Below are 19,399 nucleotides of genomic sequence, written 5' to 3'. Positions count from 1 at the left end.
TGCTTTATTGCATTCGCGTATGTGACTAGACTTCGTCGATCGATTCAATTGCAGTTTTAGCCCGAGGATGTGTAATGACCGAATGCACCGCTGAACAACCGCTGCCTACCAAGCTAGCCGACTCGGAGCGGGCCGCCCGGCGTCCGCGCCTGACGCTCGCGCTGGTGGCGAGCGGCATGTTCATGGCCGTGCTCGACACCACCATCGTCAATGTCGCCCTGCCTGCTATGCACGTTAGCCTCGGCGCGTCCGTGGGCGGTCTCGCGTGGATCGTCGATGCGTACACGCTGAGCTTTGCCGCGCTGATCCTCGCGGGCGGCGTCGCGTCCGACCGTTTCGGCGCGAAGGCGGTGTATCTGTGGGGCCTGGCGTTGTTCGTCGCGGCCTCGGCGGCTTGCGGGCTGGCGCCGAACGTCGGTGCGCTGGTGGTCGCGCGTTTCGTGCAGGGCAGCGGTGCGGCGTTATTTCTGCCGGCGTCGCTCGCCATTGTGCGCAGCACCTTCGACGACCCCGTCGAGCGCGGGCGCGCCATCGCGACGTGGGCAGGGATTGCCTCGGTCGCGGCGGCGATTGGGCCGGTGTTGGGCGGCCTCCTTGTGCAAGGGTTCGGCTGGCGCAGTGCGTTTTTGATCAATGTGCCGACTGGTCTCGTTGCCTTTGCGGGAGCTTGGGTCGTGGTGCGTCACTCGACGCGCAGCGTTGGGCGTCATTTCGATTGGGGTGGGCAGTTGGCGAGCATCGTCGCATTGGGCGCGCTCTGCTATGCGGCGATTGAGTTGCCGTCGCGGGGGATCGCCGCGCGAGAGGTGTGGGGGGCGGCGGTGCTTGCCGTGCTAGCTGCGTTGACGCTTGTTGTTGTCGAGCGGCGTGCGCAGCATCCGATGGTGCCGGTTGAGTGGTTCCGTAATCGGATGTTCGTGACGATGAATGCTATGGGGACGCTCGTTTATGTCGGCTACTTTGGGTTGTTGTTTGAGTTGAGTCTTTATCTGCATGGCGAGTTTGGGTTTAACGCGCGGGAGATTGGGCTTACGTTGTTGCCGCTGGCGGGGAGTTTGTCGATCGGGAATGTGGTGGTGGGTAGGTTGCATGGGCGGTTTACTGCGACGCAGTTTATGACTACTGGGCTCGTGTTGGCTGCTGTTGCCGTGCCGGCTCTGGCTGTTAGTCTGGAATGGCGGGCGCCCTGGTTTTTTACTTATGCGGCGATGGTGATGTTCGGGGGTGGGACTGCGTTGTCGGTGCCGCCGATGATTTCTACTGTGTTGGAACAGGTGCCTGGTGAATTGGCTGGCGTGGCGTCTGGGTTGCTGAACGCGTTGCGGCAGGCCGGAGGGCTCGTTGGCGTCGCCATTGCCGGTGCGGCGATGATTTTGGCGCCGCATGTTTCGATTGCGTTGTGGTGGGTTGCTGCGATGGGGTTGGTGACTTATGCCGGGGCGGCGATTTTGGCGGCGTGTGCGCCTGTGGTTCTGCGTCCGCAGCGTTGAGCTTTTCCTTGATCTGGGTTTGGTGCCTTTCCTTGTTTTGGTAGTGGTCTATTAGCGTTGCCCCTGTGCGGGGCGGCACTTACTTTCTTTGCCGCCGCAAAGAAAGATAAGCAAAGAAAGCGGCTAGAAGCCCCTGCTAAGTGGGTCCCGCAGCTTGCTACCGGTAGTGGTGCATCTGGAATCTGTGTTCGTGCCACTACATGCTCTTGCGACAAGGGCGTCATACTTGCGGCGGCGCTGCGCGCGCCGAAGAGCCATTCATAAAACCACTCACTGAATTTTGGCGCATGTGGATTACCAGCGAAGCGCTTGCGGGTACGCGCTTCGCGCTTTTCTCGCTCCCGGAAAAGCTCACCGATGGTGTTTTTCGTTTATTTCTTCGCTCCCGGAAAGACTCACCTTTAACGCTGGCGGTGCAAGCGCGATCGCTCAGGACATCACCGTTGCTTGAACCACTCCCCTCGAACAACGTCATTCGCTCAGGTGAACGTCGTGTTCATTTGCCCTTGAACACCGGTGGACGTCTTTCTGAAAACGCCGCTAGCCCTTCGCTGAAATCCGCGCTTTCGCATGCTTGCCGACGCAGTTCTGCAATCTGTTCCATCGCTTGCACAGGCATCGGTTGCAAGTCTTCCAGTATCCGCAGTTGTTCCTTCACGGCCTGGATCGCCAAGGGCGCCTTGCTTGCGATTCCGCGCGCCATTTCAAGCGCCGTTGCTTCCAGTCGATCGCTGTCGACCAGGCGGTTGATGACGCCGAAGCGCTCGGCGCGCGCGGCATCGAGTGGCAACGCGCTGAAGAACATTTCCTTCAATACGTGAATCGGCAAGTTGTTGAAGAAACGAAGCAGGCCGCTTGTCGTATAGGGCAAGCCGATGTTCGCCGGCGTCATCGCGAAGCGCGCGCTTTCGTCGGCGATAACGAGGTCGCAACTCATCGCCAGATCGACGGCGCCGCCCCATGCTGAGCCCGACACCATCGCGATTACTACGCCCGGGTAAGCGCGCACGCGGCGCAACGTCTGCTCCAGCGGCTTGCCGTAGGCAATCGGATCGCGGTCATCCGCTAACTCTCCAAGGTCGTGGCCCGCGCTCCAGACGTCCTGCCCGATGCCGCTGCCAAGTATCACGACCGGTATGCGCTGTGTCGCGAGATCGACAAGGTGTGCGTCGAGCGCGTGCAGCAACTCCGCGCTGAGGGCATTCCTGCGGGTAGGATGACTGAACGTCAAGCGTGCGATCCGTTCATCTACGATATCGACCGTTACCGTAAACGGCGATGTGTTCGGTGTGTTCATCGTATGGCCTCTGCAGCGTGTTCCAAAGTTTTCGGCCTGCTCATCGCGTAACTCCCGCAGCGTATTTCAAGCTTTTTCGGCATGCTTATTGCGCGACTCTAACAGCCCTGTTCCGAATTTTGCGTCGGATTCACAGCGTGGCTCGCGCCGCGAGTTCGAAGTTTTTAGGCGTGTTCATTGCGTGACTTCCACCGGATAATCTGAGTTTTGCATCAAACTCATTGTGTAGCCCCTGCCATACGTGCCGATACCTTCTCCGGCGAACCATAGCCACCCTGTTGATGCACCGCTTTCGCAGCAATCAACGCCTCAATCGAGCCCTCATCGAAACCCGCCTCGCGCAATACATCGACAGTATGTTCGCCAAGGCTCGGCGGCGCATGACGGCTGACGTGATGCGAAGAATCGCCCTTTACTGCCGAACTCGACACCGGCGTCACGACCTGACGCAACGCGCCGAGCGTCGGATGCTCGACCGTTTCCACCAACCGGCAATGCTGGACTTGCGGGTCGTCGAACACTTCGTCCAAGGTATTGATCGGGCCGGCAGGCAAGCCCACGCCGATAAACAACTCGGTCCACTCCCGTTTGCCGCGCGTCTTCAAACGCGTTTCCAATGCAGCCTTCAACTCATCGCGATGCGCGACACGCGCCTCATTGGTCGCGAAGCGTGGATCGTCCGGCAACGCGGGCAATTCGAGCAACTGGCACAAGCGCAACCACATGTCCGACGTAATCGGCGCGATGTTGAGCGGACCATCGGCGGTTTCGAATACGCCATACGGTGCGATCACCGAATGCGCGTTGCCGGTACGGCGCGGAATGTCGCCAAGGCTCAGGTAGCGCTGGCCATGCACGCTCAAGAGGCCCACCAGGCTTGCGAGCAATGATGTGCTCACATGCTGGCCGCGCCCGGTTCGCTCGCGCTCCAGTAACGCGGACAGTATCGCCATCGCGAGCCACATGCCCGAACTCAGATCGCCGATCGCGGTGCCGGTGCGCGTGGGGTCGCCTTCGGCGAAACCGGTCAGGCTCATCAGGCCGGAATAACCCTGCGCGATCTGGTCGAAACCGGGCCAGCCGCTCATCGGACCATCGGCGCCAAACGCGTTGATGCTGCCCATCACCAGCCGCGGATTGCGCGCGCTGAGCACGTCATAGCCGAGCCCCATGCTCTCGATGGTGCCGGGCTTGAAGTTCTCGATCACCACGTCGGCATCGTCGATCAGCCGGTGAACCGCGGCCAGTCCTTCCGGATTGCGGAAGTCGATGCACACGCCGCGCTTGTTGCGGTTGCAGGAGAGATAGTAGGTACTCACGCCCCGGTCGAACGGCCCCCAGGTTCGGCTCATATCGCCACCCGGGCCTGGTTCGACTTTGATGACGTCCGCGCCGAGATCGGCCAGCACCATCGAGCAAAACGGCCCCGACAGCGCACGGCTCAGTTCAACGACCTTGATTCCTTGTAACGCTTGCATTCATTTCTCCAGCGAATTAACGACGGTTGCGGACAGCCCAAGTGACGCGCTTGCGCCATACCCGCCGCGTCCAACGAAAGACGGCAGCAACGCGAGCGATGCGTTCAACGAAGCACTATTCCGGCAATGTCTGATGACGGGTCTCGACAGCGAACGGCAAGATCAGCAGGCCGATCACAAAGGCCGCCGCGGTCCACGCAATCGGCAGGCCGAGCGAACCTTGCCAATGAATCGCGGCAGCCAGCAGGAAGTTCACACCGGCGCCAAGCAGGCGGCCCACCGACGCATTGAAGGCAAACGCGGTAGCGCGTATCCGGGTCGGGTATTGCTCCGGCAACCACAGCGAGAAGATCGCGAAATTGCCGCCGAAGAAGCCGAGGAACAGCAGCGACACCATGAAAAGGTTGAGTCCGTTCGGCAAATAGAAGACCCAGCCGAAAGCCAACACGATCGACACGGCCATGCCGGCGAAATACACCCCGAGCGCCGTGCGTCGCCCCAGCCTTTCCGCCAGCCACGGCGCGGCGAGACAACCGAGAATCGTCCCGACCGACAGCACCGCCGCCCCGATCGACGCAAGGCGTACAGCGCCGACGCGGTCGATGCCGGCGCGCGTCGCCAGTGTCACGACCGCGCTCGCTTCGTAGACTGACCCGGCCCACAAGCCGATAATCGCGACGCCCACCAGACTCGCACTCGTCAACGTGCGACGTCGATAAGCCGGCGCGAATATCTCCATCAGCGGACGGCGCCTGGTCACCGCCGCGACGTTCGTCTGACCGACGCCATGCGTGGCCTTGCGCCACTGCCCCGGCTCCTTCACCTTGAGCACCGTGAAAATCGCCAGCAACGCCGGTGCGAGACCGCACAGGAACATCGCGCGCCAGCCGTACGTCGCGCCGACCGTGTAGTTCAGCAAAGCGGCAAGGAAGAATCCGACGTAGTAGCCGGTCTGCAGATAGCCCGCACCCATCTTGCGGCGATCCTCCGGCCAGCTCTCGGCGACATAGGTACCCGCCAGCGCCCATTCGCCGCCCACGCCGATGCCGGCAATCAGCCGGAACGCAGCCAGCTCCCAGACGTTGTGCGCGAACGCAGCGGCGCCGGTGAACACCGAGTAGATCAGGATGCTCGCGGCCAGCGTCTTGACCCGCCCGAAGCGGTCGGCGAGCGGCCCCCAGATAAACGACAGCCCCCAGCCGATCAGAAACAGCGCGAACAGGATCGAGCCGTACATGCCGAGATTGCCGGGCGTCGCGGCAATGCCCGAGACGGGCAGCAACTCGGTGAGCGCCGGAATCAACACCAAGGCGTAGATCACCGAATCCACACCATCCAGCACCCATCCCGAGTAAACCGCCCAGAAGCCGCCGATCTGCTCGCGGGTGAGGGGCGTGCGGCCGGGCTTGAGCCCGGGCGTCGATGCATCGATCACTTTCGACATGCTCGTCTCCTGACCAGCAGCAGCCGGCCGTTTTGAAGCGGCGCCAGACAACTCACGCTGGGCACGCTTCGGTTTTTGTGGTTTGAGTATAAGAACGCGCTCGATAATCGAAAAATATGATATTTCTCTAGCTCAATCGGATTTCGTTATGGGATGAAGGAGCGAGCGACGCGCATGGACCTGCGGCAACTGCGGTATTTCGTCAAAGTGGTGGAGTGCGGGAACGTGACCCGCGCGAGCGAGGCGCTGCATATCGCGCAGCCCGCAATCAGCCAGCAGATGCGCAATCTGGAGCGCGATCTGGGGATGCAGTTGCTCGAGCGCAGCGTGCAAGGCGTGGCGCCCACCGCCGCCGGGCAAACGCTTTACCGACACGCGGTCGAGTTGCTGCGCCAGGCCGACAGCACGCGCGAACTCCTGCGCCAGGACGCCGAGCTGCCGCAGGGCCGAGTGTCGGTCGCCATGCCGTCGAGCACGGCGCGGATGATGGCGATCCCGCTTGCTCGCACAATCCGCGACCGTTACCCCGGCATCGCGCTGGAGTTGCTCGAAGCACCGAGCGCGGAGCTCGGCAGCCTGATCGGTAGCGGGAGGGTGGATCTGGCCGTCGTGGTGGATGCAGTCGAAACTCGCGGGGTGGCCGCGCAGAGGTTGCTCACCGAGGCGCTCTATCTGATTGCGTGGCCGGAATTTCAGATGCCGCGTGAGCCGGTGTCGATCGCCGAACTCGCGCGCATGCCGCTGATCCTGCCGAGCGCGCCGAATACGATTCGCAGCCGCGTCGAGTGGGCGCTGCGCGAAGCCGGGCTGCCGTGCGAGATTCTGTTCGAGGCCAGTTCCACCGCGTTGTTGTTCGCGGCGGTGATGGCAAAACTAGGCGTGACGATCCTGCCGTGGACGGCTGCACACGTCGAACTCGATGAACACAAGCTCAAGCTTGCCAAGGTCGATCACCGGTTGTTCTCGCGCGATCTGTCACTCTGCTGGCACGACACGGCCTTGCTCAGCAACGCCGTGCAGAAGGTCAAGGCGACGATACTCGAACTGTTCGACAGCATGGGAAAGCGGCCTGAGTGGACGGCCGCGGATTAGGATGCCCTCACCCGCCGCACAAAGAGCCGCCGCGTGAGATCGAACGCCACCAGATTCCCCGCAACGACTAGCAGGAGCCCGAGCACCGCCAACGCGGACCATTGGTAGCCCTCGAATACCGTCGACGCCGCCAGCGCCACAATCGGAAACAGCACGGTGCAGTAGGCGGCCCGCTCCGGCCCGATGCGTCCGACCAGCATCAGGTACGCGGTAAAGCCGATCACCGAGCCGAAGATCGCCAGATAAGCGAGCGCGCCGAGATAACGCACGTCGGGTTCGATAGAGAACGAAAAGCCGGCCAGCGCGCTTCCCACCGTCAAGACGCCGGCGCCGATCAGCATGGCCCAGCTATTGGTGGCGAACGGGTGCAAACCCATCGATTGCATCCTGCTCGACAGCAGATTGCCCGCTGAAAAGCACAAAGTGCCAAGGAACGCGATCGCAAGTCCCAACCATACCGTGTGATCGCCCAGGTGTCCCGCCATCTGCTGGACGAACAGGCACACGATGCCGACGAGCCCCAACGCCGCCCCGGCAATCGCCGACGGTTGCAGAGGACGTCCCATGAAAAGCCGGCCGTTGATCGAATTCAGCAGCGGCGCGGTGGAAAACACCACCGCGACAAGGCCACTCGGCACCACCTGCTCGGCATAGTAGAAGCACAGAAAGTTCAGACAGAAGAGCGCGAGGCCTTGCGCGGCGAGGAAGCGCCAAGCGGCGCGGGGCGGCCAGATGGGCCGGCGCATGATGCGCAGCAGCGCGAACAGCACCAGCGCCGCGATCCAGAAACGCCACGCAATCGACACTGGTGGCGGCACCGCGCCCAGTTGCCATTTGATGGCGATCCAAGTGGTGCCCCAGATCAGCACGGTGACGGCATAGAGCGAAAGGTTCATGGCAGCGCCTGCAGCAGCAAAAAGCGGAAACCCAACTATGCTGCAGCGGCGGCGGCGGCACTTGTCCAGGATTGCGCACTTTTTCGGAGGCGTGAGCGGCCGGCAATCGCTCGCCCTATACTGACGCTTACCCTGTCATCGAATGCATCCCGCTCGTTCCGTGAACGTCAGACCGCCCGCCACTGTGATCGAATCCACCGAAACGCCGTTCGGCCTTCAGTCGGTTTGTCACACGCTGCAGAGCGCCAACGCGAATCTCGAACGCTTCGCGTGGCTCGGCGACCGGCTCGCCATTGCCGTCTGGACCCGCGACACGGAGGAAGCCGAGACCGTCTATGACCGCCCCGGCCATCACACGCTGTCGTGCTATCTGGACGGCGGCTATCGCACCGAGCGTCAGAAAATGCCCGGACGCTACGGCGCGCCGTCACGGCTGTGTGCGTTGCCCGGCGAGCATGAGTCGCGCTGGTGGGTGCGTGGCCATATGCATTTCATGCATCTTTACTTTCTGCCCGAACACTTCACGCAGCGCGCTGTGCAGGAACTCGATCGCGAGCCACGCGAACTGACGCTGGCCGATCGCACCTATTTCGAAGACGCCCGCATCGCGCACCTGTGTCAGTCGCTCGCGAATGAAGACTGGCAGGATCCTGATGGCCTCCTGCGGACCAATGAAACCGCGCACGAAGTGTTGAGTCTGCTGCTGCGCGCACAAGGCGTGCGTCGCACGGATACGTCGCTCAAGGGCGGTCTGTCGGTTGCGACCCGGCGGCGCTTGCGCGACTACATCGAGAGCCATCTCGAGCAAACGCTCACGCTCGGCGAGCTTGCCGGTGTCGCAGCGCTGTCGGAGTTTCATCTTGCGCGCATGTTCCGCACGTCGTTCGGACTACCGCCTGCTGCCTGGATCGCGCAGCAACGGCTCGAACGTGCACGCACACTGCTCCGCACGACCAGGCTGCCGCTCGCACAGGTCGCCGAACAATGCGGCTATGCGAACGCCAGCCATTTCAGCCATCGTTTTCGTGAGAGCGTCGGTGTGGCGCCGACGGCGTATCGGCAGGTGGTGGGCGCGGCATAAGGGCCAACCGCGGCCAACCGCCCTCCCTCACTGCAACGCCATCGCCAATACACGCGCCACATGGATTGCGTCGACACCTGCGCCATCATGAATCTGATGCCGGCAACTCGTGCCGTCCGCGACCATCACCGTATTGCCGTCGATCTTGCGCACCGCGGGCAGCAGCGACAATTCCGCCATTGCCTGCGATGTCGCGTAATGCTCGGCTTCGTAGCCGAAGCTACCCGCCATGCCACAACACGACGACTCGACCGTCGACACCTTCAACTCAGGAATCCAGTTCAGCACGGTTTGCACGGGCGTGAACGCATCGAAGGCCTTTTGATGGCAGTGACCATGTACAAGCGCCTGCTCCTTCGCCAACCGCTTCAACGCAAGCTGCAAGCGCCCGGCCTTTTCCTCACGCACCAGAAACTCTTCGAATAGAAATGCCTGTTTCGAAAGACGTCGCGCTTCTTCGCCGAAACCGTAGTGCAGAAACTCGTCGCGCAACGACAGCAAGCACGACGGCTCCAACCCGACTATCGGCACGCCACGTTCCACAAACGGCTTGAACAGATCGAGCATACGTCGCGCTTCCTGCTTCGCTTCATCGACCAAACCAGCCGCGAGGAAAGTGCGGCCGCAACACACCGGGCGCTCGCCCTGACGCATATTGAAGTGCACCGTGTAACCCGCAGCTTCCAACACCTGCTGCGCGGCGCGCGCGTTTTCCGGCTCCATGTTGTTGTTGAACGTATCGACGAACAACAGCACTTCTTTCAGCGCGCCGCCTTGAGGTGGTTTGGCCGCCGACGCGCTCGCCAGGAACGATTTTTTGAAACGCGGCAACGTACGTTCGGGCGCAAAGCCGACCGAGCGTTTGAACCACGCCGACAACACCGGCACGTTGTCGGCCAATGCCATCAATCCTGGCAAGCGACTCGCCGTTGCCGCATAGCGCGGCATGAAGGCGACCAACCTGTCACGCAGACGCAGCCCATGCCGTTTGACACGCGCCGCCCGCGCTTCGATCTTGAACTTCGCCATGTCGACGCCCGTTGGGCAATCGCGCTTGCAGCCCTTGCACGAGACGCATAGGTCGAGCGTGTCCTTGACGTCGTCACTGGCGAGTCCTGCTTCGCCGAGTTGCCCGGAGATCGCGAGACGCAGTGTATTCGCACGTCCTCGCGTCACATGCTGCTCATCCTTCGTCACGCGATAACTCGGGCACATGGTGCCCGCATCGAACTTGCGGCAATGGCCGTTGTTATTGCACATCTCGACGGCCTTCGCGAGACCGCCCGACAGATCGTTGCCGCTGCCCGGCAGCGTCTCCCGCCCCGTCAGCGGATCGCGTTCAACGTTCCATACGGACCAGTCGAGCGCGGTATCGATCCGCTGCGCTTCGTAGCCTGGCGCGAAGCGGAAGTTGCGTGCGTCGTCCATCTTCGGTGGACGCACGATCTTGTCAGGATTGAAGCGGTTGTCCGGATCGAACAGCGCCTTGATCTCCGTGAATGCCTGATTCAGACGCGGCCCGTATTGCCACGCTACCCATTCGCCACGGCACAAACCGTCGCCGTGCTCGCCGGAATATGCGCCTTTGTATTCGCGCACCAGGGCCGCCGCCTCTTCGGCGATCGCGCGCATCTTCACCGCGCCGTCGCGCCGCATGTCGAGAATCGGCCGCACGTGCAGCGTGCCGACACTCGCATGTGCATACCAGGTGCCTTCGGTGCCGTTGCGATGAAAGACTTCAGTCAAACGGCTTGTGTATTCCGCCAGGTGTTCGAGCGGCACCGCGCAATCTTCAATGAAGGAGACCGGTTTGCCGTCGCCCTTCATGCTCATCATGATGTTCAGTCCGGCTTTGCGGACTTCCCACAGCGCTTTCTGTTCGTTCGCGGCAGGCATCTCGACGACCGAATCGGGCAAGCCCAAGTCGGCCATCAGTTCGGTGAGTTGTTTGAGCGACGCGAGTTGCTGGTCGCGGTCCTCGCCCGCGAACTCCACCAGCAGAATGGCCTGCGGCTCGCCGACCAGCGCTTTCTCGATCACCGGACGGAAAGCGGGATTGCTCATCGCCAGATCGATCATCGTGCGATCGACCAGCTCCACGGCCACCGGCTTCAGCTTGACGATGTGCTGCGTGAGATCCATCGACTGCCAGAAGGTCGGGAAGTTGACCACGCCCAGTGTCTTATGTGTCGGCAGTGGCGCGAGCTTCAGCGTCAGTTGCCGGCTGAACGCGAGTGTGCCTTCGGAGCCGACCAGCAGATGCGCGAGATTCGCGATGCCGTCGTCGGTATAGGCGCGCGGGTTCTGGCAATCGAACACGTCGATGTTGTAGCCCGCGACGCGACGTAAGACTTTCGGCACGCGTTCGACAATTTCAGCATGCTCCCGCTCAGCAATCCGCTTCACACCTTCGACGATCTGCTGCAAACGCGCGCCTTGCGGCGCCTCACGCAATGAAGCGAAACGCGCTTCGCTGCCGTCGGCGAGAATGGCGTCGATCGCTTCGACGTTATGCACCATATTGCCGTATTCGATCGAGCGCGAGCCGCACGAGTTATTGCCGGCCATTCCCCCAATCGTGCACTGCGCCGCCGTCGAGACATCGACCGGAAACCACAGGCCGTGCGGCTTCAACCATGCGTTCAGATGGTCCAGCACGACGCCCGGCTCGACGGTCACCGTGCGCGCGTCGGCATCGAATGCGACGATGTTGTTCAGCCACTTACTAGTGTCGATCACCAGCGCCTCGCCGACGGTTTGGCCGCATTGGCTCGTGCCCGCACCGCGTGCGAGCAACAGTACTTTCTCGCTGCGTGCAATTTCCAGCGCGATGCGCAGATCGTCCTGATCGCGCGGCACCACCACGCCGATCGGCGTAATCTGATAGATGGACGCATCGGTGGAATAACGGCCGCGGCTCGCCGCATCGAACAACACGTCGCCACGTAAAGACTTGCGCAGATGCTGCGCGAGCGGCGACGTCAGCCGTGCGGCGGACGGCACCAGATGGATCGGCTTGACGAGTAAAGCGGAAGTGGGGTTCGTCATATCGTCGGCCTATAGGAAAGCGGGCTAGTACAGCGTCAGGCTGATCGGCGCGAGTCCTTCAATACGCCCGCTCGCTGTGCCCGCGCTCTGCGGAAAAAACATGCCGGTGTACGAACCGGTGGTGACGACCATCTCCGGCGTGATCGCGATACCGCGCGAGGTGGCGTGATTGACAAGCCATGTCAGCAGGCGTCGCGGATCACCGGCCGGATTGGCGGGTGTCGTCGCCACCACGTCACTCCCGTCAAAGCTGAACTGCAGCGACGGCGCCCCAAACGGAAAATCCTCGCGATACGGCGTGAATTCGCCGACAATCAACGCGCCGTGATTCTGCAAATCCGCAAGCTGGGCGAGCTTGTCGACCTTGGGCCAGTCAGCGTAACGGCTCGCCACAATCTCGATGGTCGCGCCGATCAAGCCGATACCTGCGTGCACGTCGGCTTCGCTATAGGGCGTTGTCGACGGCTCGAAGCGGCGGCCGAAACGGAATGCAATCTCCAGTTCGAGTCCTAGTGGCGCGAAGGCTTCACGCGGTAATCGTGCGCCGTCGGCGTGCAAATCGTTCGCCGGTAACGGTGCGCCCTGGATCGGGCCGCTGTCGGACTTCGCGCCGATCTTCCAGCCGCCGATCGGCGCGTTCAATACGTTCAGTATCTCGTGCTGGATCGCGTAGGCAGCGGTGCTGTCGGCGGGCGTTTGCTCAGGCGGCAACGCATCGAGCGTCAGGTGATTGCGGCGCGCGTCGGCGAGACGTTGACTCAGTGATGTTGTCATTGCTTTAAAGGCGAAGAGAGGGAACGGTGCGCTGTCTGCTTATGCACCCACGCCTGTGGTGGCGTGCGCATCATCGGCAGCGTTGAGCGCGAACTTGCTTTCCGGCTGCATGCGGAACGCGAGCACCACGCCGATCGCCATCAACAGCATGCTGCCGACGAACGGCAACTCCCAGCTGCCGAAGTAGTCGATCAGAAATCCGCCGACCACCGGCGAGATGATCGCGGCCAATGCCGAGCCGGTGTTCATCATGCCGCTCGCGGTGCCCGAGTATTCCGGCGCGATGTCCATCGGAATCGCCCACATCGGGCCGATCGTCATTTCGGCGAAGAAGAAGCCTGAGGCGAGACACGCCATCGACAGATACAGATCGTGCGTGAACATCAGCGGGATCAGCGAGAGCAGACAAAAGAACATGCACACCGACACCATCCAGCTCCGGGCGCGCTTCAGGCTGCGGGTCCGCGTGAAGATCCAGTCGGTCACGATGCCGCCGAGCGTGTCGCCGAGTACGCCGGCAAAGAACACGACCGATGCGAAGATCGCCGACTTTTGCAGTTGCAGGTGATAGCTGTGCAGGAAGTACTGCGGAATCCAGCTGAGAAACAGCCACAAGGTCCAGCCGTAGCAGAAGTACACGATCGTGACCGGCCACATGCGGCGAAACAGTTTGCCCCACGGCACGCGGGCCGCTTTCGGCTTCGGCGCGGGGAGGACTTCGAGTTCCTCGGTCGTGATACGCGGATGGTCTTTCGGATGTTCGGTGAACGTGAACGCCCACACCGCCACCCACAGCAAGCTGAACACGCCGCAGATATAGAACGATTCGCGCCAGCCCCAAGTCGCCATCACCAGCACGATCAAGCCAGGTGCAACCGCATTGCCGATACGCGATGCCGCGTGGGTGATGCCCTGCGCAAAGCCGCGTTTTTCTTTCGCAACCCAGCGTGCCATCGCGGACGTCGCAGCAGGAAACGTGGCGCCTTCGCCGAAACCGAGCAACACGCGTGCGGCCAGCAACGAGACGAGCCCCCCGGCGAAACCGGTCAGCAACGTCGCCACGCCCCAGATAGCGCCGCAGAAAATCAGCGTGCGTTTTGCACCGAAGCGGTCACTAACCCAGCCGCCGATGATCTGGAAAATCAGATACGGATAAGCGAAGGCCGAAAACACCAGGCCCACTTCCGTATGCGAGAGGCCGAATTCCTTGCCGAATCCTGCGGCCGCGGTGCTGACGTTGACGCGGTCGAGGTAAGTGATGAAGTACATGATGCATAGCATCACTAGAACGATACTGGTCGCACTGCTCACACGAAACCGCTTCATCGTCTCTCTCCATTGCAGTCTATCGACGGCGCGCCTGGAATGGCGCACTGCGTCGTCGCCCGCCAGCGGCATGCGCTGTGGGCCCATCGCATGTTGTCCATGAGCCGCGTTCTATGTGCGGCTTCGTAAGGGAAGTGCCCCCGCCTTCCCTTGCTGCGAGATGCCTGTTGCTTGCTGCTTGCTATTTGCTGCCTGTCAGGCAGAGGCGCTGACGCACCGATGTGGTGAGCACCGATGCGCGTGGCGCGCCATCGCTTAAGCCGCGGCTTTCAGCCCCGAGGCTTTGGTCGGCTGGCTCAACCACTCCATAGCGGCAGGCAAGCCGCTTTCCTTGAGGGGCACACCCGCGAGCCGCAAGCCCATTTCGCAACCGGCCAGCGTCGCCAGCAGCATCAGGTCGTTGCAGTCGCCGAGGTGGCCGATGCGGAACATGCGGCCTTTCATCTTGCCGAGGCCCGTACCGAGCGACATGTCGAAGCGTTCGTAGATGAGCTTGCGCACGGCGTCGGCATCGATGCCTTCGGGCATCATCACGCCGGTCAGCACCGGGCTATACACAGCGGGATCCGCGCACTGAATCTCCAGACCCCACGCGCGGACCGCGCGGCGGGTGGCTTCGGCGAGACGCTCGTGACGGGCGAACACGTTGTCGAGCCCTTCGCCGAGAATCATCTCCAGCGCCTCATGAAGCCCATACAACAGGTTCGTGTTCGGCGTGTACGGCCAGTAACCGGTCTTGTTCATCTCGACGATGTCGGTCCAGTCCCAGAAGCTGCGCGGCAATTTGGCCTGCTTGCTGGCGGCCAATGCCTTCGGCGAGATCGCATTGAAGCTGATACCCGGCGGCAGCATCAAACCCTTTTGCGAGCCTGACACAGTGACGTCGACGCCCCATTCGTCATGGCGATAGTCGGCGCAGGCGAGACCCGAGATCGTGTCGACCAGCAGCAGTGCCGGGTGACCGGCTGCGTCGATCGCGCGGCGCACGGCGGCGATGTCCGAGGTGACGCCCGTCGAGGTTTCGTTATGGACGACACACACGGCCTTGATCGCGTGTTGCGTGTCGGCGCGCAGACGCTCTTCGATCATGTCCGGCTGAACCCCGCGCCGCCAGCCTTCAATACCAGGCAGGCCGAGGAACTCAGGCTTCAGCCCGAGGCTTTCCGCCATCTTTTTCCACAGCGTCGCGAAGTGGCCGGTTTCGAACATCAGCACGTTGTCGCCCGGGCTCAGCGTGTTCGATAGCGCCGCTTCCCACGCGCCGGTGCCAGAGGCCGGATAGATCACCACCGGTTGCTGCGTCTTGAAGATTTTCTTGATGCCTTCGAGCACCTTCAGACCGAGTTCGCCGAACTCGGGGCCGCGGTGATCGATGGTCGGGTAGCTCATCGCACGGAGAATGCGATCGGGCACCGGGCTCGGACCCGGAATCTGCAGAAAGTGACGGCCAGCGGGATGAAAGTCTAGCTTGAGCATTGGGCTCCTCCGATTGAATTTTGCATGCAAAAAACTATATCAGATGATCCGTGACGATCCCAAGGCGAAAATTGCCTGCTGATACCGGTGTTTACCCGTGCTATTAACTAATCTGCATGGTTCCGATAAAATCGCGTCTAACACGATGTTGAGGGCTTTTGTATGCAAAATTCGGATTTCGATGCAGGTGTAGCCGCTTCCCCGCTGATGCCGAAGGTTGAGCGTCAGCGTTTGCACGACACGGTGGTGGAGCACATTCGCCGCTTTATCGTCGAGGGGGTGCTCGAGCCGGGCAAGAAACTGAACGAGCGCGAGTTGTGCGAGACGCTTGGGATTTCGCGCACGCCGTTGCGGGAGGCGCTGAAGGTTCTGGCTGCCGAAGGGCTGATCGAGATTTCGCCGAATCGCGGTGCGTCGGTGTCGAAAATGTCGGAAGCGGAGTTGCGCGAGACCTTCGAACTGATGAGCGGTCTTGAGGCTTTCTCCGGCGAACTGGCGGCGGAGCGGATGACGGCTGCGGAGCTCGCCGAGATCAAGGCGTTGCATTACGCGATGCTGGCTTGCCGGACGCAGAACGATCTGGCTGGGTACTACAGCCGCAACCAGGCGATTCACGACAAGATCAATGAGGCGGCGAGGAATTCAGCACTGCGGCAGACTTATGTCGCGGTTAATCGACGTTTGCAGGCGTTGCGGTTCCGGTCGAATTTTCAGATCCCCAAGTGGGATAGTGCGATTCATGATCACGATGAGATGTTGAAGGCGCTCGAGGCCAGAGATGGGAAGAAGTTGAGCGCGATTCTTCGTCAGCATTTGCTCGATAAGCGGGATGCAGTTTTGCAGGTGCAATCGCGGGAGGACGTGGCGGCTTCGGTGTTGAAGGCATAAGGTGTTTGGATGCTCGGCGCTTGTTGTCCGTGTTCTTAGCGCTTTGGCCTTTCCTTGATTTGCTAGTGGTCTATTAGCGTTGCCCCTGTGCGGGGCGGCACTTACTTTCTTTGCCGCCGCAAAGAAAGATAAGCAAAGAAAGCGGCTAGAAGCCCCTGCTAAGCGGGCACCGTGGTCTGCTGCGGGTAGTGGTGCATCTGGAATCTGGGTTCGTGCCCGTGCATAAGCTTGTGACAAGGGCGTCATACTTCCGGCGGCGCTGCGCGCGCCGAAGAGTCGTTCATAAAACCGATCGCTGCGTTTTGGCGCTCGCGTCTCGTCATCAAATCGTGACCTCATCATTTCCCCGGCATCGCGACTGTGATTGGAACGGCAACGGCACCCGTGCCGTGACCGTGATTGCGGGGCACCGCCATATCATTTGAGGCAGGGTTCCCGCGTGAGTGCAGAGGCGCATCGCCGAGGCAAAGCCAACGGCCCCACAAACCAAAACCGAAGCCCGTGGTTTCCCCTGCAGACCCGTCCGCGACGCACGCAGTGCGGAGTGGGAGCTGATGACTCCTTTGTCACTAACGCCGAATGTGCGAGAACACGGATTCCAGTCGCACCACTACCCCAGGCAAACCACGGTGCCCACTTAGCAGGGGCTTCTAGCCGCTTTCTTTGCTTATCTTTCTTTGCGGCGGCAAAGAAAGTAAGTGCCGCCCCGCACAGGGGCAACACTAATAGACCACTAACAATTCAAGGAAAGGCCAAAGCGCGAAGAACACTGACAAAACAAGCGCCGAGCATCCAAAAAACTTGTCCCCACAAATTGTTGGCAAGCCTGTGGACAAGCTGCGCACAGTCACCTCAAGTGCTTGATGCAATAGCTGTATCGTCTGTCGGCTCGACTGCAGGCAATGGACTGCAGGCAACGACCTTGCTCTGTGATAAAAAGTAATCCCCAGCCACCCGCCGAGGCTCCCGCATGTCCTCCGTCATGGGCTTCAAACTCGTCCTGCTGTCGCTCGGCGCGATGATCGGTCTTCAACTGCTCGCCAAGCGGCTACGACTCCCTCCGGCCGCGGCACTTCTGGTCGGTGGCGCCGCGATGGCCTTCGTGCCTGGACTCCCTCGCATCAACCTCGATCCCGAGCTGGTCCTGGTCGTGTTCCTGCCGCCGCTCCTCATGGACGGCGCCTACTTCTCCGTATGGGACGAATTCAAGCGCAATTTCGGCGGCATCCTGCTGCTCGCGATCGGCGCCGTCGCCTTCACGACCCTCGCGGTCGGTCTGGTCGTGCATTGGGTCGTGCCGGCCTTGCCGTGGAGCGCGTGCTTCGCGCTGGGCGCGGTCGTCTCGCCGCCTGATGCCATCGCTGCAAAGGCCGTACTCGAACGCGTCGCGCTGCCGCGCCGGTTGATGGTGCTCCTCGAAGGCGAAAGCCTGCTCAACGACGCCGCCGGCATCGTGCTGTTCCGCTTCGCCGTCGCGGCCGCGCTGACCGGCACGTTCAACGCTCAACACGCGGTCGAGCGGTTTGCGGTGCTCGGCCTGGGTGGCGTGGCGGTGGGCATCGCGATCGGTTTCGTGGTCGTCAGGCTGCTGCGCTACCTCGACGACGTCTACCTCATCATCACCGCATCCGCCCTCTCCCCGTGGCTCAGCTACATCGCAGGAGACATGCTGGACGTCTCGGGCGTCATCGCGACCGTCAGTTGCGGGATGGTGCTGGGCTGGCACCAGCACGAAGTTTTCTCTGCCTCGGTGCGCATGCGCGGCACGGCTTTCTGGCAGGTCCTGATCTTCCTGATGGAAGCGCTCGTGTTCCTTCTGATCGGGCTGTCGCTGCGCGGCGTGATCGTGCGGCTGGGCGGCGTCGGAGATGCGTGGACCGCGTTCGCACCCGCTGTCGGCGCAGTGATCGCAGCCGTCGTGCTGTCGCGCTTCGTATGGGTGTTTGCCGTCGAATGGTTGAAGGGACTCGTGTGCAAGGTGACGCGGAGCGCAAACATTGCGCTCGACTGGCGTTCGTCGACGGTGACGAGTTGGGCCGGCATGCGTGGCGTGGTGACGCTGGCAATCGCGCTCTCGTTGCCCGAGGCAATGCCGGGGCGCGATCTGATTCTGGTGGCATCGTTCGCGGTGATTCTCGTGACCGTGCTCGGACAAGGGACCACGATCGGTGCACTGATTCGCTGGGTCAAACTGGATAGCGTGAAGGAGCACAACGAACAGCATTTGACGGAGCCTCAGGCGTGGGCGAGACTCGAAGCGGCACAATTCGCCGCCATCCAACCACTCGTGCACGACGCCGACGGACAAGTAATTCATCCGCGCCTACTGGAGCAATACAGCTATCGGGCGCAGATGACGGACACCTACCAGCACGTGACGGAATATCCCGCCGACGTTCGCGTCGCGCATTACGACGTTGTGCTCGCCGCCGTCGCGGCCGGTCGCAGCGAGTTGTTGCGGATGCATCGGTCGGGGATGATTCACGATGAACTGCTAACCGAACTGGAGCGGGATCTCGATTTGCAGGAGATCGCCGCGTTGCATGGCAGGGGATGACCGGGCCGCGCCTGACGTGCGTCCACACGCGAACCGGTCGAACCGCGGTGAGCGTCAATGGCCTTTGAAAATGTCCAGCAGTTGATTTTGCATCTGCATCATCTCGTGCGCGTGCTTCATCTCCATCTGCGCCATCGTGTCCTGATACTCCATATCCATCTGCATCATTTTTTGCTGGATGCCGATGGCCTGAGCGCGCTGTTCAGGGCTCAGCTTGTCCATCATCATGCTGTACTCGGGTGGCATCAGATAGGTGCCGGCACGTCCTATTCCCTGTGCTTGCACAGAACCCGCGACAAGCGCGAGCGGCAGCAATCCGCACATCAGTGCGGCTCGGATCGATTTCATTTCATCTCCAGTCTTACGTGAGCAGCCCGGCTTCAAGGAGGGCTGCATAAGCGACACTCAAGTGCTCAGACTGGCTTGCCGCGATGAATCCGTTGCACTGCCGGGTCTGAGGATGCAACACCCTGGGCTGACCGCTGCGCACGATCGACCGGGTGTTTCATGGCCTTAGTCGCGAACGCTGACTGGAAATGACATGCTGGACGA

14 protein-coding genes are annotated in these 19,399 nt (G+C 61.6%); 5 read left to right on the top strand and 9 right to left on the bottom strand.

What is annotated here, in order from left to right; genetic code table 11:
• The first annotated feature begins 74 nt into the window (after positions 1-74).
• Positions 75-1,490: an MFS transporter gene (locus tag M0D68_RS04615; RefSeq protein ID WP_266223888.1), complete on the top strand. Its 1,416-nt coding sequence runs from the start codon at positions 75-77 to the stop codon at positions 1,488-1,490.
• Positions 1,491-1,986: 496 nt separating this feature from the next.
• Here the strand turns inward: M0D68_RS04615 and scpB are convergent, their stop codons facing one another.
• The 3 genes from scpB to M0D68_RS04600 form a co-directional block, all read right to left on the bottom strand.
• Positions 1,987-2,787 (bottom strand): methylmalonyl-CoA decarboxylase, encoded by an 801-nt coding sequence (gene scpB, locus M0D68_RS04610; protein WP_266223887.1) that lies wholly within the window; start codon positions 2,785-2,787, stop codon positions 1,987-1,989.
• Positions 2,788-3,005: 218 nt separating this feature from the next.
• Complete coding sequence (locus M0D68_RS04605) at positions 3,006-4,265, bottom strand: CaiB/BaiF CoA-transferase family protein (RefSeq protein WP_266223886.1); 1,260 nt, start codon at positions 4,263-4,265, stop codon at positions 3,006-3,008.
• Positions 4,266-4,380: 115 nt separating this feature from the next.
• On the bottom strand, positions 4,381-5,709 hold the full coding sequence (locus tag M0D68_RS04600) for an MFS transporter (RefSeq protein WP_211705707.1): 1,329 nt from the start codon (positions 5,707-5,709) through the stop codon (positions 4,381-4,383).
• 174 nt (positions 5,710-5,883) lie between these two features.
• On the opposite strand from M0D68_RS04600, the gene M0D68_RS04595 reads away from it, so the two are divergent.
• A complete protein-coding gene (locus M0D68_RS04595) occupies positions 5,884-6,801 on the top strand; it encodes a LysR substrate-binding domain-containing protein (protein WP_256457267.1) in 918 nt (305 codons plus the stop codon).
• Here M0D68_RS04595 and M0D68_RS04590 read toward each other — a convergent pair.
• Positions 6,798-7,697: a DMT family transporter gene (locus M0D68_RS04590; protein WP_211705708.1), complete on the bottom strand. Its 900-nt coding sequence runs from the start codon at positions 7,695-7,697 to the stop codon at positions 6,798-6,800. The two genes, M0D68_RS04595 and M0D68_RS04590, sit on opposite strands and share 4 nt — an antisense overlap.
• A gap of 160 nt (positions 7,698-7,857) precedes the next feature.
• Between M0D68_RS04590 and M0D68_RS04585 the strand changes: the two genes are divergently transcribed.
• Positions 7,858-8,778: an AraC family transcriptional regulator gene (locus M0D68_RS04585; protein WP_280519181.1), complete on the top strand. Its 921-nt coding sequence runs from the start codon at positions 7,858-7,860 to the stop codon at positions 8,776-8,778.
• A gap of 27 nt (positions 8,779-8,805) precedes the next feature.
• Here M0D68_RS04585 and M0D68_RS04580 read toward each other — a convergent pair whose 3' ends face one another.
• The 4 genes from M0D68_RS04580 to M0D68_RS04565 all read right to left on the bottom strand — a co-directional run bounded on the left by M0D68_RS04580 (position 8,806) and on the right by M0D68_RS04565 (position 15,402).
• Positions 8,806-11,826 (bottom strand): FAD-binding and (Fe-S)-binding domain-containing protein, encoded by a 3,021-nt coding sequence (locus tag M0D68_RS04580; protein ID WP_266223885.1) that lies wholly within the window; start codon positions 11,824-11,826, stop codon positions 8,806-8,808.
• Positions 11,827-11,850: 24 nt separating this feature from the next.
• Positions 11,851-12,600 (bottom strand): 2-keto-4-pentenoate hydratase, encoded by a 750-nt coding sequence (locus M0D68_RS04575; protein ID WP_266223884.1) that lies wholly within the window; start codon positions 12,598-12,600, stop codon positions 11,851-11,853.
• 39 nt (positions 12,601-12,639) lie between these two features.
• Positions 12,640-13,926: an MFS transporter gene (locus tag M0D68_RS04570; protein ID WP_200617597.1), complete on the bottom strand. Its 1,287-nt coding sequence runs from the start codon at positions 13,924-13,926 to the stop codon at positions 12,640-12,642.
• A gap of 255 nt (positions 13,927-14,181) precedes the next feature.
• Positions 14,182-15,402, bottom strand: a complete 1,221-nt coding sequence (locus tag M0D68_RS04565; RefSeq protein WP_154565045.1) for an alanine--glyoxylate aminotransferase family protein — start codon at positions 15,400-15,402, stop codon at positions 14,182-14,184.
• A 162-nt stretch (positions 15,403-15,564) separates the two neighbouring features.
• Between M0D68_RS04565 and M0D68_RS04560 the strand changes: the two genes are divergently transcribed.
• Both M0D68_RS04560 and M0D68_RS04555 read left to right on the top strand, forming a co-directional pair.
• Positions 15,565-16,290, top strand: coding sequence for a GntR family transcriptional regulator (locus tag M0D68_RS04560; RefSeq protein WP_054034730.1), 726 nt, complete (start codon positions 15,565-15,567; stop codon positions 16,288-16,290).
• Positions 16,291-17,260: 970 nt separating this feature from the next.
• Positions 17,261-18,847, top strand: a complete 1,587-nt coding sequence (locus M0D68_RS04555; protein ID WP_200617600.1) for a Na+/H+ antiporter — start codon at positions 17,261-17,263, stop codon at positions 18,845-18,847.
• Between the two features lie 54 nt (positions 18,848-18,901).
• Here M0D68_RS04555 and M0D68_RS04550 read toward each other — a convergent pair whose 3' ends face one another.
• Positions 18,902-19,195 carry a hypothetical protein gene (locus M0D68_RS04550; protein WP_200652326.1) on the bottom strand — a complete coding sequence of 98 codons (294 nt, stop codon included), beginning with the start codon at positions 19,193-19,195 and terminating at the stop codon, positions 18,902-18,904.
• Positions 19,196-19,399 lie beyond the last annotated feature (204 nt).

Source organism: Paraburkholderia sp. SEWSISQ10-3 4 (assembly GCF_030464785.1).
Taxonomy (GTDB): Bacteria; Pseudomonadota; Gammaproteobacteria; order Burkholderiales; family Burkholderiaceae; genus Paraburkholderia; species Paraburkholderia aspalathi.
Note: the sequence above shows the minus strand (reverse complement) of the source record. Positions and strands in the feature narration are given on the sequence as shown.